The organism is Psychroserpens citreus (assembly GCF_055686305.1).
This window is the reverse complement of record NZ_CM145999.1, coordinates 2,183,567-2,197,705: the sequence shown is the minus strand read 5'-3', so window position 1 is coordinate 2,197,705 and position 14,139 is coordinate 2,183,567. Positions and strand designations below refer to the sequence as shown.

At 33.5% G+C, this 14,139-nt stretch carries 11 protein-coding genes; 7 read left to right on the top strand and 4 right to left on the bottom strand.

What is annotated here, in order from left to right:
• The first annotated feature begins 67 nt into the window (after positions 1-67).
• On the top strand, positions 68-520 hold the full coding sequence (locus tag ACTU6T_RS09815; protein WP_460218036.1) for a GAF domain-containing protein: 453 nt from the start codon (positions 68-70) through the stop codon (positions 518-520).
• Positions 521-528: 8 nt separating this feature from the next.
• On the opposite strand, the gene ACTU6T_RS09810 is transcribed toward ACTU6T_RS09815, so the two are convergent.
• Positions 529-1,776 carry an ABC transporter permease gene (locus ACTU6T_RS09810; RefSeq protein WP_460218035.1) on the bottom strand — a complete coding sequence of 416 codons (1,248 nt, stop codon included), beginning with the start codon at positions 1,774-1,776 and terminating at the stop codon, positions 529-531.
• 188 nt (positions 1,777-1,964) lie between these two features.
• On the opposite strand from ACTU6T_RS09810, the gene purH reads away from it, so the two are divergent.
• From purH to rodA, 5 genes are all read left to right on the top strand, one after another.
• The gene (gene purH, locus ACTU6T_RS09805) at positions 1,965-3,497 is read left to right on the top strand and encodes a bifunctional phosphoribosylaminoimidazolecarboxamide formyltransferase/IMP cyclohydrolase (protein ID WP_460218034.1); all 1,533 of its coding nucleotides are present in this window, start codon (positions 1,965-1,967) and stop codon (positions 3,495-3,497) included.
• A gap of 66 nt (positions 3,498-3,563) precedes the next feature.
• Entirely contained in the window at positions 3,564-4,592 is a 1,029-nt protein-coding gene (locus ACTU6T_RS09800; protein WP_033960946.1) for a rod shape-determining protein, read from the top strand.
• 19 nt (positions 4,593-4,611) lie between these two features.
• Positions 4,612-5,442 carry a rod shape-determining protein MreC gene (mreC, locus tag ACTU6T_RS09795; RefSeq protein WP_460218033.1) on the top strand — a complete coding sequence of 277 codons (831 nt, stop codon included), beginning with the start codon at positions 4,612-4,614 and terminating at the stop codon, positions 5,440-5,442.
• A gap of 495 nt (positions 5,443-5,937) precedes the next feature.
• The gene (gene mrdA, locus ACTU6T_RS09790) at positions 5,938-7,887 is read left to right on the top strand and encodes a penicillin-binding protein 2 (RefSeq protein ID WP_460218032.1); all 1,950 of its coding nucleotides are present in this window, start codon (positions 5,938-5,940) and stop codon (positions 7,885-7,887) included.
• 2 nt (positions 7,888-7,889) lie between these two features.
• Positions 7,890-9,170, top strand: coding sequence for a rod shape-determining protein RodA (gene rodA / locus ACTU6T_RS09785; RefSeq protein WP_460218031.1), 1,281 nt, complete (start codon positions 7,890-7,892; stop codon positions 9,168-9,170).
• A gap of 28 nt (positions 9,171-9,198) precedes the next feature.
• On the opposite strand, the gene ACTU6T_RS09780 is transcribed toward rodA, so the two are convergent.
• The gene (locus ACTU6T_RS09780) at positions 9,199-9,504 is read right to left on the bottom strand and encodes a hypothetical protein (RefSeq protein ID WP_460218030.1); all 306 of its coding nucleotides are present in this window, start codon (positions 9,502-9,504) and stop codon (positions 9,199-9,201) included.
• Positions 9,504-12,131, bottom strand: a complete 2,628-nt coding sequence (locus ACTU6T_RS09775; protein ID WP_460218029.1) for a valine--tRNA ligase — start codon at positions 12,129-12,131, stop codon at positions 9,504-9,506. The genes ACTU6T_RS09780 and ACTU6T_RS09775 overlap by 1 nt, the downstream gene beginning before the upstream one ends.
• 186 nt (positions 12,132-12,317) lie before the next feature.
• Between ACTU6T_RS09775 and ACTU6T_RS09770 the strand changes: the two genes are divergently transcribed.
• Entirely contained in the window at positions 12,318-12,743 is a 426-nt protein-coding gene (locus ACTU6T_RS09770) for a DUF1573 domain-containing protein (RefSeq protein ID WP_460218028.1), read from the top strand.
• Positions 12,744-12,779: 36 nt separating this feature from the next.
• On the opposite strand, the gene ACTU6T_RS09765 is transcribed toward ACTU6T_RS09770, so the two are convergent.
• Complete coding sequence (locus tag ACTU6T_RS09765; protein WP_460218027.1) at positions 12,780-14,135, bottom strand: aspartyl protease family protein; 1,356 nt, start codon at positions 14,133-14,135, stop codon at positions 12,780-12,782.
• Positions 14,136-14,139 lie beyond the last annotated feature (4 nt).

Genomic DNA, 14,139 nt, shown 5'->3' with positions numbered 1-14,139 from the left:
TAAAATTATACAAAATGAAACTAGGAATCGTACTTTTTAAATACTTTTACCAAAATTTTTGAACCCTATGACATTTGAATCCCTAAAACCACAAGTTGAAAGTATCATTGGTAATGCTTCGAGTTTAGATGAAGGCTTATTAGCTATTTGCAAACTTCTGGAAGAACATATTGATTACTACAACTGGGTAGGTTTCTATTTCAAAAATGGTAATAAAAATGAATTAAAACTTGGTCCTTATGTAGGTGAGCCAACCGATCATACAATTATTCCCTTCGGAAAAGGGATTTGTGGACAAGTAGCCGTTTCTAATGAAAATTTTATTGTACCAGATGTATCTGCACAAGACAATTATATTGCCTGTAGTATTACGGTAAAAGCAGAAATTGTAATTCCAATTTTTGTAAATGGTGAAAATATAGGCCAAATTGATATCGACTCTAACACAGCCGACCCTTTTACTTCAGAAGACGAACGCTTTTTAGAATTTGTTTGTCAAAAGGTTGCGGAAATTTTATAGTCTCATCTTTACATTCCAGTTCTAATGGCTTCAACTGGATCTAACTTTGAAGCTCTAATTGCTGGAATTACGCCAGATATCAGTCCGATAAATGTAGACAATGAAAATCCAAGAAAGATATTATAGAATGATAAGACAAACTCAAATTCTAGTGCAGCAGTAGCAACCAAAGATATCATCCAAACTAATATAATACCTATTAAACCTCCTAAAAGAGATAAGATTACAGCTTCAAATAAAAACTGAAATAATATAAACTTATTCTTAGCTCCTAAAGATTTTTGGATACCTATAAGATTGGTTCGTTCTCTAACACTAACAAACATAATATTAGCTATTCCAAAACCGCCAACAAGTAGAGAAAATCCACTAATAATCCAGCCTATAAGGTTTAAAGTAGAAATGATTCCATCTATAAATTTTCTAAATCCAGCAATTTTATTTATAAAAAAATTATCTGGTTCATCAGCTTTAAGCCCTCTATAAGCTCTATATTTCTGTTTTAAAACCGCTTCAAATGCACCAATATCGACATTACTGTTCGGTTTAATAATTATAGCGCCAGGTAAGCCTTCTGCTCCACCATTTTTAAAACGCCTCACAAAGTTAGCAGGCACATAGGCTCGTTCATCGGGAGAATCTCCTAAGCCTGTACCCATTTTTTTAAGCACTCCAATAACTGTCATTTTTCGTCCATAAGCACGAATTGATTTTCCGATTGGATTTACATTATCAAATAAGTTTGTGGCAGTTGAGCTACCTAACACAATAACTGGAGCACCTGAATTTGATTCAGCCTCCGAATAAAATCGTCCTTGCTCTACCTTAAAGTCTTCTATTTCATAAATCCCATTAGACACTGGCGTAGTATCAACTCCAGAAACAGTATTGCCCTCATATTTTAAACTTTCAGAAGAACCAAAAATCACATAGGCCATAGCATCAATATCTGGCACATTTCTTTGAACAAACTCAAAATCATCATACTCGGTTTGCGGAAAATTATCGCGCTGCCATCTCGGAACTTCTGTTGGACCAAACGAATATTTGGTTAAATACATGGTGTTTTTATCAATACCACTCAACTGATCTTTAATACTTTTATCCAATGAATCCACCGCAGCGAGTACTGCAATAATGGAGAAAATACCAATTGTAATGCCTAAAAGGGATAGAAATGTACGTAGTTTATTATTTCGTAGTGCATTGATTGCAAACGAAAAACTCTCTTTGAATAACCTAAGGTAGACTAGCATGATACTGGTTTGGTTGACAAGAAAATTTCTTGAATTATAAAGATAGGACGTTTTCAACAATTTATTGTTACAAAAAACTTAAATAAACTCATTCATTGAGTATTATTAACACTTGATATTGCGTATTTTTGGGCTTTAATTTTTCAAAAGCCTTAGGCATAAATCACACACAACACAACAACTGGACAATGAGTAATAACAAAACCATTAAATCGGCTTTAATTTCGGTATTTAGTAAAGACGGATTAGAACCAATTGTAAAAGAATTAAACAACCAAAATGTAACCATCTATTCCACTGGAGGTACTGAAAAATTCATTAGAGACCTAGGTATCGAAGTGATTCCTGTTGAAGATGTTACTTCCTATCCATCTATTCTTGGCGGACGCGTAAAAACGTTGCATCCAAAAGTATTTGGTGGCATTTTAAATCGACAAAATAATGATAGTGATGTTGCAGAATTGGTTGATTTTGATATTCCCCAAATTGATTTAGTGATCGTAGATTTATATCCTTTTGAAAAGACTGTTGCTTCAGGAGCTGCAAATCAAGACATTATTGAAAAAATTGATATTGGAGGCATTTCACTCATTAGAGCTGCAGCCAAAAATTATGCAGACGTGGTTTGTATTTCATCTGTCGATAATTATTCAGAGTTTTTAGAGCTGTTAAAATCGCAGCAAGGCAATACTTCAGAAGATGATAGAAAGCACTTTGCAGCTAAAGCCTTTAATGTATCTTCACATTATGATTCTGCAATTTTCAACTATTTTAATTCCAATCATGAAATAGCCTCTTTAAAAATTAGTGAGACTAACGGACAAGTTTTACGTTATGGTGAAAATCCTCATCAACGCGGGTTTTTCTTCGGCAATTTTGATGAACTCTTTACAAAACTCCACGGAAAAGAATTAAGTTACAATAACCTTCTTGATGTTGATGCCGCAGTAAATCTTATGAATGAATTTAAAGGTGAAGCGCCAACATTTGCAATTTTAAAGCACAATAATGCCTGTGGTTTTGCGCAACGTGACTCTATCCAACAAGCTTATGTAGATGCGCTTGCTGGAGATCCTGTCTCGGCATTCGGAGGGATTTTAATAGCCAACACAGAAATTGACAAGAATACAGCAGAAGAAATTCACACTTTATTTTGCGAAGTCGTTATTGCACCTTCATTTTCAGATGAAGCCCTTGAGATTTTAAAAGGAAAGAAAAATAGAATTTTACTAATTTTACATGATGTTGATTTCCCTCAAACCATAGTAAGATCGTGTTTAAATGGTGTTTTAGTTCAGGACAGAGATGACAAAACAGACAGTATTGCAGATTTAACAAATGCGACGAACAATAAACCGACTCAAAACGAGTTAGAAGATTTAATATTTGCCTCAAAAATTTGTAAGCATACTAAATCGAATACCATTGTATTAGTTAAAGACAAACAATTGTGCGCCAGCGGAACCGGACAAACAAGTCGTGTAGATGCACTTAACCAAGCTATTCACAAAGCGCAATCCTTTAATTTTGATTTAAAAGGTGCAGTGATGGCTAGTGATGCGTTTTTTCCTTTTCCAGATTGTGTAGAAATTGCAGATAAAGCTGGAATCACGGCTGTGATTCAACCAGGAGGCTCAATTAAAGACCAATTGACGATTGATTATTGTAATGAAAATAATTTAGCAATGGTAATGACAGGAACACGTCATTTTAAGCATTAATTTTATTACATTTACAACACACCAAAAAAATAGTATAACAACACCCTAATAATATTATAATAGCGAATGGGATTTTTTGATTTCTTAACCGAAGAAATAGCCATAGATTTAGGAACAGCAAACACTTTGATTATCCACAATGACAAGGTTGTGGTTGATAGTCCTTCAATTGTTGCAAGGGATAGAATCTCAGGTAAAATTATTGCCGTTGGAAAAGAAGCCAACATGATGCAAGGTAAAACTCACGAAAACATCAAAACGATAAGACCTTTAAAAGATGGTGTAATTGCCGATTTTGATGCTTCTGAGCAAATGATAAGCATGTTTATTAAAAATATACCTGCTCTTAAAAAGAAATTATTCACACCAGCATTGCGAATGGTGGTTTGTATTCCTTCTGGAATTACTGAGGTAGAAATGCGTGCAGTAAAAGAATCTTGTGAGCGCGTAAACGGTAAAGAAGTGTACCTTATACATGAGCCTATGGCAGCTGCAATAGGTATTGGTATTGACATTATGCAACCTAAAGGAAATATGATTGTTGATATCGGAGGAGGTACAACTGAAATTGCTGTAATTGCTTTAGGAGGAATTGTTTGTGACAAATCGGTTAAAGTCGCAGGTGATGTATTTACTAATGATATCATTTATTATATGCGCACTCAACACAATTTATATGTTGGTGATCGCACTGCTGAAAAAATAAAAATCCAAATTGGTGCTGCTACAGAAGATTTAGATCTTCCGCCAGAAGAAATGAGTGTTCAAGGACGTGATTTATTAACTGGAAAGCCTAAACAAGTACAGATTTCTTATCGAGAAATTGCAAAAGCTTTAGATAAATCTATTTTAAGAATTGAAGACTCGGTTATGGAAACCCTATCACAAACTCCTCCTGAACTAGCAGCAGACATATACAATACAGGTATTTATTTAGCTGGTGGTGGTTCTATGTTAAGAGGTTTAGATAAACGTTTATCTCAAAAAACAGATTTACCTGTTTACATTGCAGAAGATCCATTAAGAGCAGTTGTACGTGGTACAGGTATTACACTTAAAAACTTACCAAAATTTAAAAGTGTATTGATCAAATAACAGAGAATAACACCTTAGCATGCAACAAATTATCAACTTTGTCATTAGAAACAAAACCTCTCTTTTGTTTCTGCTGTTGTTTGTTATTTCTTTAGCATTAACTATACAATCTCATTCTTATCATAAGAGCAAATTTATCAACTCAGCTAATTTTTTAACTGGTGGTATTTATGAGAGTGCCAATAACATTACTGATTATTTTAATTTAAAAGAACAAAACGATCTTTTAGTTGAAGAAAATAGCACTCTAAGAACTCAAATTTTAAACACTAGTGATTCTACCTTAACGACCAGTATTGCTATAGACAGCATATCATACGATGGTCGTTATAAAATTCAGACGGCAAAAGTGATTAATAACAATTATGCCTCTTCAAAAAACTACTTAACCCTTAATAAAGGTGAAAAACATAATGTCAAAGAAGATCTTGGAGTTATTACATCTAAAGGTATTGTTGGGATTATTGATAATACCTCTAATGGATATTCTAGAGTGTTATCTATACTCAATACAAAAAGCAGTATCAATGCTCAATTAAAAGCTTCTAATCATATTGGGTCTTTAAAATGGAATGGGAAATCTTCTACTAGTATAGTTCAACTTAAAGATATTTCTAAATTTGCTCCGGTAAAAGAGGGAGATACTATTGTTACTGGTGGGCAGTCTACAATTTTCCCACAAGGAATACCTATTGGCACTATCGATAGCTATGAATTGGATATAAGCGGAGACACCTATACTATACAAATCAAACTTTTTAATGATATGACCAATTTAAAACATGTGTATATCATTGAAAACCTCGACACTGAAGAGATTAAATTACTAGAAAACCCTATAGATGAATAGTTTAACCCTAAATAGCATTGTTAGGTTTTTTGCATTAATTCTTATCCAAGTATTAATATGTAATCATATTAATTTTTTAGGATCAATCAATCCATTCCCATACATACTGTTTATCATTTTATATCCTGCAAATAATAACAGAACACTATTCATATTTTTGAGTTTTATGTTAGGCTTATTTGTTGATATTTTTTCTGACTCAGGAGGTGTTAATGCTGCAGCATCTGTAACCATTGCTTTTATAAGACCAGCGGTTTTAAAATTTGCATTTGGAATGATGTATGAACACCAAAGTATTAAATTTAGTAATACTGAATTTGGTAATCGGATTATCTATTTTTCAATACTGATTTTTATACACCATTTGATTATGTTTACAATGGAAATTTTTAACATTTCAAACATAATTTTAATACTACAGAAGACGTTATTTTCAAGTATTTTTACTATAATACTTTGTATCTTAATTTCGATACTTTTTAGTAACAAACAACAATGAGAAAACTTCTACTTTTATTAACTGTAATTACTGTAGGACTCTTATTTATTGCACGACTCTTTTACTTGCAAGTCTACAGCAAAGAAGATTATAGTCTTTTTGATGACAGTGCAATTAGAAAGGTTTACGACTATCCAAAGCGAGGCTATGTTTACGATCGCAATGGCAAGCTACTTGTCGCAAATCAACCCTCTTATGATGTCATGGTTATTCCAAGAGAAGTAGAGCCTTTAGACACATTAGAATTTTGCGCATTGTTAAAAATCACCAAAGAAGATTTCATTAAAACCTATAATAAAGCAAAGAATTATTCTCCTCGCCTGCCATCTGTATTTGTTCCTCAATTATCTAAAAAAGATTATGCAGTACTACAAGAAAAGATGAGAAAATTTGATGGATTCTACATTCAAAAACGTTCACTCAGAGATTATCAAACCTCCATTGGCGCTAATGTTTTAGGTGACATTGGAGAAGTCAATAGGCGAATTATTGAAAAGCAGCCTTATTATAAAATGGGAGATCTCATTGGAAAGCAAGGGGTCGAATTATCATATGAAAATGTATTAAGAGGTGTTAAGGGAATTAAGTTTATTCAAAAAGATAGGTTTAACAAAAATATTGGACCCTATAAAGAAGGTATATATGATACCCTACCTCAACCTGGAAAAGACATTACAATAACTATTGATTCTGAATTACAGCAATATGGAGAGTTACTCATGACCAATAAAAGAGGTGGTATTGTTGCAATTGACCCAAGCAATGGCGAAATTCTAGCATTAGTATCTGCACCAAGCTATAACCCAAATATATTGGTAGGCCGTGGCCGTTCAAAGAATTTTACCAAATTATTTAGAGATAGTATCGCAAAACCATTATTTGATAGAGGATTGCAGGCTCAATACCCTCCTGGATCTCCATTCAAAGTTATTAATGCTCTCATTGGTTTACAAGAAGGTGTTATTGACCCTAATGACAAAGTGGGTTGTCGAATGGGTTATTACTATGGTAGTCGACGTTTAACAGGCTGTCATCATCACAAGAGTCCAGTAGATATGAATAGCGGAATTGCACAATCTTGTAATGCGTATTTTGTAACAGCATACCGTCGAATTGTGGACAAATATGATGATGCAGGAGATGCAATGAATAGATGGGCTAAACACGCCAAAAGTTTTGGACTTGGTGATTTCCTTGGCTACGACTTAAATGTTGGTCGCCCAGGCCGTATTCCAAACGGAGATTATTACGATCGTGCTTATGGAGATAACCGTTGGGGGTCAACTTACATCGTTTCTAATGCTATTGGTCAAGGTGAGGTAGAAGCTACTCCTATTCAGCTTGCCAATATGGCAGCAGCAATAGGTAATCGTGGATATTATTATACGCCACATATTATTAAGGCTATTGAAGGTGATACTATTCCTAAAAAATATACAACACCAAAATACACTACCATTGACAAGCACCATTTTGAGCCTGTTATTCAAGGCATGTATGATGTTTACAATAAAGGCACAGCCGCAACACTTCGAATTCCAGGGGTAGAAATTTGTGGAAAAACAGGAACTGCAGAAAACTTTGTCAAAATTGACAGTGTCAAAACACAATTAACTGACCATTCAATTTTTGTTGCTTTTGCTCCTAAAGACAACCCAAAAATTGCGATAGCAGTATTTGTTGAAAATGGCTATTGGGGAAGTCGTTTTGCAGGTAGAATGGCTAGTTTAATGATAGAAAAATATATCAAAGGTGAAATTACCAGAACAGATATGGAACACTGGATTTTAACTCATAGTTTAGAAAATGAATATGCCAAACCTTATTCTGGCGAACCTTTTAAAATCAATGGCGAAACTACGCTACAAATTGTTGATAAAGTTAAACCAAATCAAGATGAAGATCTCAACAATTCTATTCAAATTCAATCTGATAACAACCCTTAGCAATGCATAGAGAAAATCATAGAGGCTTTGGTTTTGACTGGATTACTATTGTGTTATTCCTTCTTTTGGTCGGTTTTGGGTGGCTAAATATTATGTCGGCCTCTCATGTGGGTGAAATAAGCAGCTATTTTGACATGAGTCAATTGTATGGAAAACAATTAGTCTTTTTAGGATTAACCATAGTTCTAATTATCCTCATATTATCTGTAGAAGCTAAATTTTATGAACGCTTTGCAAGCATCATATATATCATTGCTATGCTGTCTCTGGTAGGGTTATTTATCTTCGGAAAAGATGTTAATGGTGCACGATCATGGTATGGCATTGGTAGCATGACTATTCAACCTAGTGAGTTTGCAAAGTTTGCGACAGCTTTGGCCGTCGCAAAATACATGAGTGATTTGCAGACAGACATGAATACCTTGAAAGATCAATTAAGAGCTGTCGGTATTATCGTTTTGCCAGCAACTTTAATTCTATTGCAAAATGATGCAGGTAGCACCTTAGTCTATGCATCTTTTTTCTTTGTCTTTTACAGAGAAGGCTTACAACAAATCTATTTAGCTATTGCATTATCTGCAATTATTTTAGCCGTTTTAGCTTTAAAATTTGGCTTAATTATTACCGCTATCGTAGCAACTGTAATTCTTCTAAGCATCTATTTCTTCCGAAGAAAAAAAAGAGCCTCTCTTATACAGTCTATAATTGTACTTATAATATGTATTTCGTTCTCAGCAGGAGTCAAGCTATTTTATGATCATGTCTTAAAACCGCATCAACAAAATAGGATAAGTCTATGGCTACGATTGGAAAAAGATCCGGTCAAACTCGAACAAATGAAAAAAGAAGAGGCGTATAATCTTATTCAATCAGAACAAGCTATAAGTTCGGGAGGATGGACTGGCAAAGGATTTTTACAAGGCACAAGAACTACTGGGAAATTTGTGCCTGAGCAAGAAACAGATTATATTTTTAGTACAGTAGGAGAAGAATGGGGCTTCTTAGGAAGCACCTTAGTCGTTGTTTTATTCATGGCCTTAATAATTAGAATCCTTTATTTAGCTGAGTCTCAAAAATCGCAATTTAGCCGTGTCTATGGTTATGGCGTAGCCTCAATATTCTTTATACATTTCACAATTAATACTGGCATGGTCATGGGGCTAATTCCAACAATTGGTATTCCCTTACCCTTTTTTAGCTATGGTGGTTCTGGCCTTTGGGGCTTCACCATCTTACTGTTCATTTTTATAAAACTAGACAGTAATAAAATTAATGAGTGGTAAGCACAAAATTATAGGCTTAGAATTGAGATTACTCAACTAACTTGACATTTGTATGTATTTCAGATAAGTATTCATAAATATCATAGGATGGTTCCGAATAACGTTTGCTAAACATCTTCAAAATGACAGCACCTCCTCCAACTAATAGCCGGGTTTTCATTCTAGGTATCCCAGCTTGCACATGAATCTTATTGCTCTTTATATAAATATCGGCACCACAAAATTTAGACTTTTCGGCAATAACACATCTACCATAAATTCGTTTACCTATGGAAAACTTATAGGTTTTAAAATAGAATTCTAAGTCCTTTTTTAAAGCATCTAGAGTTACCATTATTGCAAACTAGCCAAACTAGACTTTAGGGTTTCTATTTTTGCCAAAGCATCAGCTTCTTTTTTCTTTTCTGAGGCTACAACTTGCTCTGGAGCTCCAGCTACAAATCGCTCATTAGAAAGTTTCTTTTGAACAGATTTTAAGAAGCCTTCAGTATAATTCAACTCATCTGTCAGTTTTTTTATTTCGGCTTCAACATCAATAGAACCTTCCATTGGAATAAAGTACTCATTAGATTTCACACGATAGGTTAATGCGCCATCAACTGGAGTATCAACATATGTAAAACTTTCAAGGTTTCCTAATTTAGAAATCACTTCATCAAATGTGGTTGTCACGTTTTCGTTATTAACCACTGAAAATGAAATTGCATCTTTAAATGCAATATTTTTTTGCTTTCTGATATTTCTAATTCCAGAAACAACTTCTGAAGCAAATTCAAATTCGGAAATTAACTCGTCATTTATAGATTGCTTTTCTGGCCATTTAGAAACAATTAAAGCATCTTCAGGAGAACGTTCTTTAATATAATGCCAAATTTCTTCAGTTAAAAATGGCATAAATGGATGCAATATCTTAAGTATATTTTCAAAAACACCATTTATGCTTTCCAATGTTTTTGCATCAATTGGTTGTTGATATGCAGGTTTAACAATTTCTAATAGCCAAGATGCAAAATCATCCCAAATCAACTTATATGTAGCCATCAATGCATCACTAAGTCTATATTTACTAAAATGATCTTCAATATCTAAAATCGTTTTTTGAAATTTAGATTCGAACCATTCTATTGCAATTTTACTAGAATTTGGCTGATTAATAGACGCATCAACTTCCCAACCTTTAACTAATCTAAAGGCGTTCCATATTTTATTTGCAAACTGCTTCCCTTGCTGGCAAAGATCTTCATCGAACATGAGGTCATTACCTGCAGCCGAACTTAACAATAAACCTACGCGTACACCATCTGCACCATAATCATCAATCAATTTTAGGGCATCTGGAGAATTCCCTAAAGACTTCGACATTTTACGACGTTGTTTATCTCTTACTAAACCTGTGAGATATACATTTTCAAAAGGTCTTTGATCCTTATACTCATATCCAGCAACAATCATTCTAGCCACCCAGAAAAACAGGATATCTGGCCCTGTTACTAAATCATTTGTTGGATAATAATACTTGATTTCTTCATTTTCAGGATTTCTAATTCCGTCAAACACACTCATTGGCCATAACCATGAACTAAACCAAGTATCTAGGGCATCAGAATCCTGACGAATATCTTCAACACTAATATCAATTCCTTTGTCTGCAATCAATTGATGTGCCTTATCCACATTTTCTGCAACAACGAAATCCTCCTTTCCATCTCCATAATAAAATGCTGGAATTTGTTGTCCCCATAATAACTGACGAGAAATATTCCAATCACGAATATTTTCCATCCAATGTCTGTAAGTGCTTTCAAATTTCTTAGGATATAACTTTATATCACCATTATTTAAAACAGCGTCAATTGCAGGTTTCGCTAAGTCTTCCATTTTCAAAAACCATTGATCACTTAGACGTGGTTCGATTACGGCTTTAGTTCGTTCTGAAGTCCCAACTTTATTCATGTGGTTTTCTATTTTCACCAAAAGACCAGCTGCTTCTAACTCTTTAGTAATAGCTTTTCTTACCACAAAACGATCTTGCCCTTCATAATGCATTCCAAAGCTATTTAAAGTCGCATCTTCGTTAAAAATATCAACCACCTCAAGATGATGTCTATCGCCCAAAACCTTATCATTTTCATCATGAGCTGGAGTCACCTTTAAACAACCAGTACCAAACTCTATATCAACATATTCATCTTCGATAATAGGAATGACTCTTCCGCAAATAGGAACTATTGCCTTCTTACCTTTTAAATGGTTAAAACGTTCATCATTAGGATTAATACAAATTGCAGTATCACCAAAAATAGTTTCTGGTCGTGTTGTTGCAATTATTAAGGTATCGTTACTATCTTCAACTTGATATTCTAAATAATACAGTAAGCCTTGCTTTTCAACATGAATTACTTCTTCATCGGATAAGGTTGTTTTGGCTTCTGGATCCCAATTTACCATACGATACCCTCTATAAATCAATCCTTTGTTATATAAATCAACAAAAACTTTTATTACAGCTTCGCTCATATCATCATCCATGGTAAATTTAGTACGATCCCAATCACAAGAACACCCTAATTTTTTTAGTTGCTCTAAAATAACGCCGCCATACTCTTCGGTCCATTCCCAAGCATGTTTTAAAAACTCTTCACGGGTTAGATCATTTTTATCAATTCCTTGTGATTTAAGCTTCGCTACAACTTTTGCTTCGGTAGCAATGGATGCATGATCCGTTCCAGGTACCCAGCAGGCATTTTTTCCTAACAAACGTGCCCGACGAATTAATACGTCTTGAATGGTATTATTCAACATATGTCCCATATGCAAGACTCCTGTAACATTTGGTGGAGGTATCACAATTGTGTAAGGCTCTCTATCATCTGGGGTAGAATGAAAATAATTATGCTTCATCCAGTAGTCGTACCACTTATTTTCTACGCTATTTGCTGAATATTTTGATGGGATGTCCATGCTTTGGTATTGTTTTTGCTTTATGACTGACAAAAGTACTTATATTTCTTTTTTTGCGAAATGATTAAAAGAAATAATGACCAACTTATTTGTGATTAATGTTAATTAAAAGGTCATACAGCTAATATATTTTGCAGAATCGTAAAAAGTAAGTAGTTTTGATAGTATCAATTTAAAAATTAAATGATGAAAAATTTAGTAGTAATTTTATGTGTAGCACTTTTAAGTATAGGAGCTTACGCTCAAGATAAAGTAGCGAAAATTGAATTTAAAACCGACGTTATTGATTACGGAACCATTGAAAAAGGTGCGGATGGGGTTAGAGTATTTGAATTTACAAATACAGGTGATGCACCATTAATCATATCTAAAGTAAAGTCTACGTGTGGCTGCACAGTACCAAAAAAACCTAAAGGTCCTATTTTACCTGGTGAAAGTGGTGTTATTGAAGTTAAATATGACACAAATAGAGTAAATCCAATTAGAAAAACAATTACTGTAACATCTAATGCAGAAACGCCTACTGTTGCATTAAAAATTAAAGGTTTGGTAATTGACCCTAGCAAAACAAGTGTTTTAGAAAAGAAAGACAAAAGTGTAATGGAGCAATAGACTCTAACAAACTATATGGTATATTAGAAGAACTCTCTATTTAGGGAGTTCTTTTTTTTTAAATACATCTTCTAATCGGAATTGAAATGACATAACTTCACCGTTGCGTTCAATTTTCATTCTGATTAGTTTTCCAATGTCATTTTTAAAATACTCCATAATCCTCTGTAACGAGAGTTCATGTGCTTTCTTCCCATTAACTGACAATATCTCATCATCAACCATTAATCCGGCTTCAGCAGCTGGTGAACCTACTCTGAGTTCAACAATAGAATAAGATGGCTTTAAAGAAAACTTATAATGCGTACTTAATTCAATTCTAGTCTCATTATCCGTATTATTCCCATAACCTACAATACCTCTATCTTCCTTTTCTTTAACTACTCTAGATCCTGTTTGCTCAATGATAATACCACTTCTATTGTAATAAAAAGGTATTCTGAAATTTCCATTCTTTTTTAAAGTGATTTTAGCATTTTTGTAATCTACAATAAGATTAAAACGCTTTAAAATTTCCCCAGAAACACTACCATTTCGATTCTTTATTCGTCTTGCTGTACTTATAGATATAGAATCAGGAAATGCGACATTGACATCATTTAACTCAAAACCTTTTAATTTAAAGCTTTTAACTTTAGCTCGTTTTCCATATACATTTCCACTCAAACCTTTACCTATAAAATCTTCAAAATAGCGATTATCAAAAGGTTCTAATCCTTTTTCCTTATCTTCAAATAACCAAAGTGCATCGCTACTTCCAGTATCAATTAACAGTTTTACAGGTAGAAATTTATCATCGACCTTAACCTCTGTTTCCATATATGGCTTATTGTTATATAGTGACAAATTAAACACCTCGCATTTTTTACATGTCTTATAAACATAAGATTCAGTTTTGTGAAGCTTTATGTATTTAGATATGTAATTAATTTCCACAACAAAGTTTTTAAATAAATCATATCCAATAATACCATGAACATTTACACCTAATCTATTTGAGAAATTAATTGAATTATCAAATACCACATAAATATCTTGGTTGATATTAATTGCATTTCCAATTTTAAAAAAATTATTGCGTGATCTAAGCGCTTCAATTGGCTTACTTCCAGCCCCCAAACCTCTTAAAAAAATTGTCTCAACATTTTTAATTTGCAAGGAATCTGTATTAGTAATATTAAATAAAATAGGCTTGCTAACACCAGTATCGAGAATAAAAGACAGTTCTACACCGTTTATTTCCACAGGAATAACAATTAGATTATTAATAAGCCGAAATTTTATTTTATCGTTATCTTTTCTAGGCAAATTAAAATCACCTTGAGCCAAAGACGAACATACACTAGCTATTAAAAGCAGTAATAATAGAAGTATTTTTTTTGTTGATATCATAAGT

Bases quoted from the DNA above. Each gene is read 5' to 3' on its own strand.
- ACTU6T_RS09770 (WP_460218028.1), top strand. From the start codon at position 12,318: ATGAAAAATTTAGTAGTAATTTTATGTGTAGCACTTTTAAGTATAGGA.
- ACTU6T_RS09765 (WP_460218027.1), bottom strand. From the start codon at position 14,135: ATGATATCAACAAAAAAAATACTTCTATTATTACTGCTTTTAATAGCT.
- ACTU6T_RS09780 (WP_460218030.1), bottom strand. From the start codon at position 9,504: ATGGTAACTCTAGATGCTTTAAAAAAGGACTTAGAATTCTATTTTAAA.
- rodA (WP_460218031.1), top strand. From the start codon at position 7,890: ATGCATAGAGAAAATCATAGAGGCTTTGGTTTTGACTGGATTACTATT.
- mrdA (WP_460218032.1), top strand. From the start codon at position 5,938: ATGAGAAAACTTCTACTTTTATTAACTGTAATTACTGTAGGACTCTTA.
- purH (WP_460218034.1), top strand. From the start codon at position 1,965: ATGAGTAATAACAAAACCATTAAATCGGCTTTAATTTCGGTATTTAGT.
- ACTU6T_RS09775 (WP_460218029.1), bottom strand. From the start codon at position 12,131: ATGGACATCCCATCAAAATATTCAGCAAATAGCGTAGAAAATAAGTGG.
- ACTU6T_RS09815 (WP_460218036.1), top strand. From the start codon at position 68: ATGACATTTGAATCCCTAAAACCACAAGTTGAAAGTATCATTGGTAAT.
- ACTU6T_RS09800 (WP_033960946.1), top strand. From the start codon at position 3,564: ATGGGATTTTTTGATTTCTTAACCGAAGAAATAGCCATAGATTTAGGA.
- ACTU6T_RS09810 (WP_460218035.1), bottom strand. From the start codon at position 1,776: ATGCTAGTCTACCTTAGGTTATTCAAAGAGAGTTTTTCGTTTGCAATC.
- mreC (WP_460218033.1), top strand. From the start codon at position 4,612: ATGCAACAAATTATCAACTTTGTCATTAGAAACAAAACCTCTCTTTTG.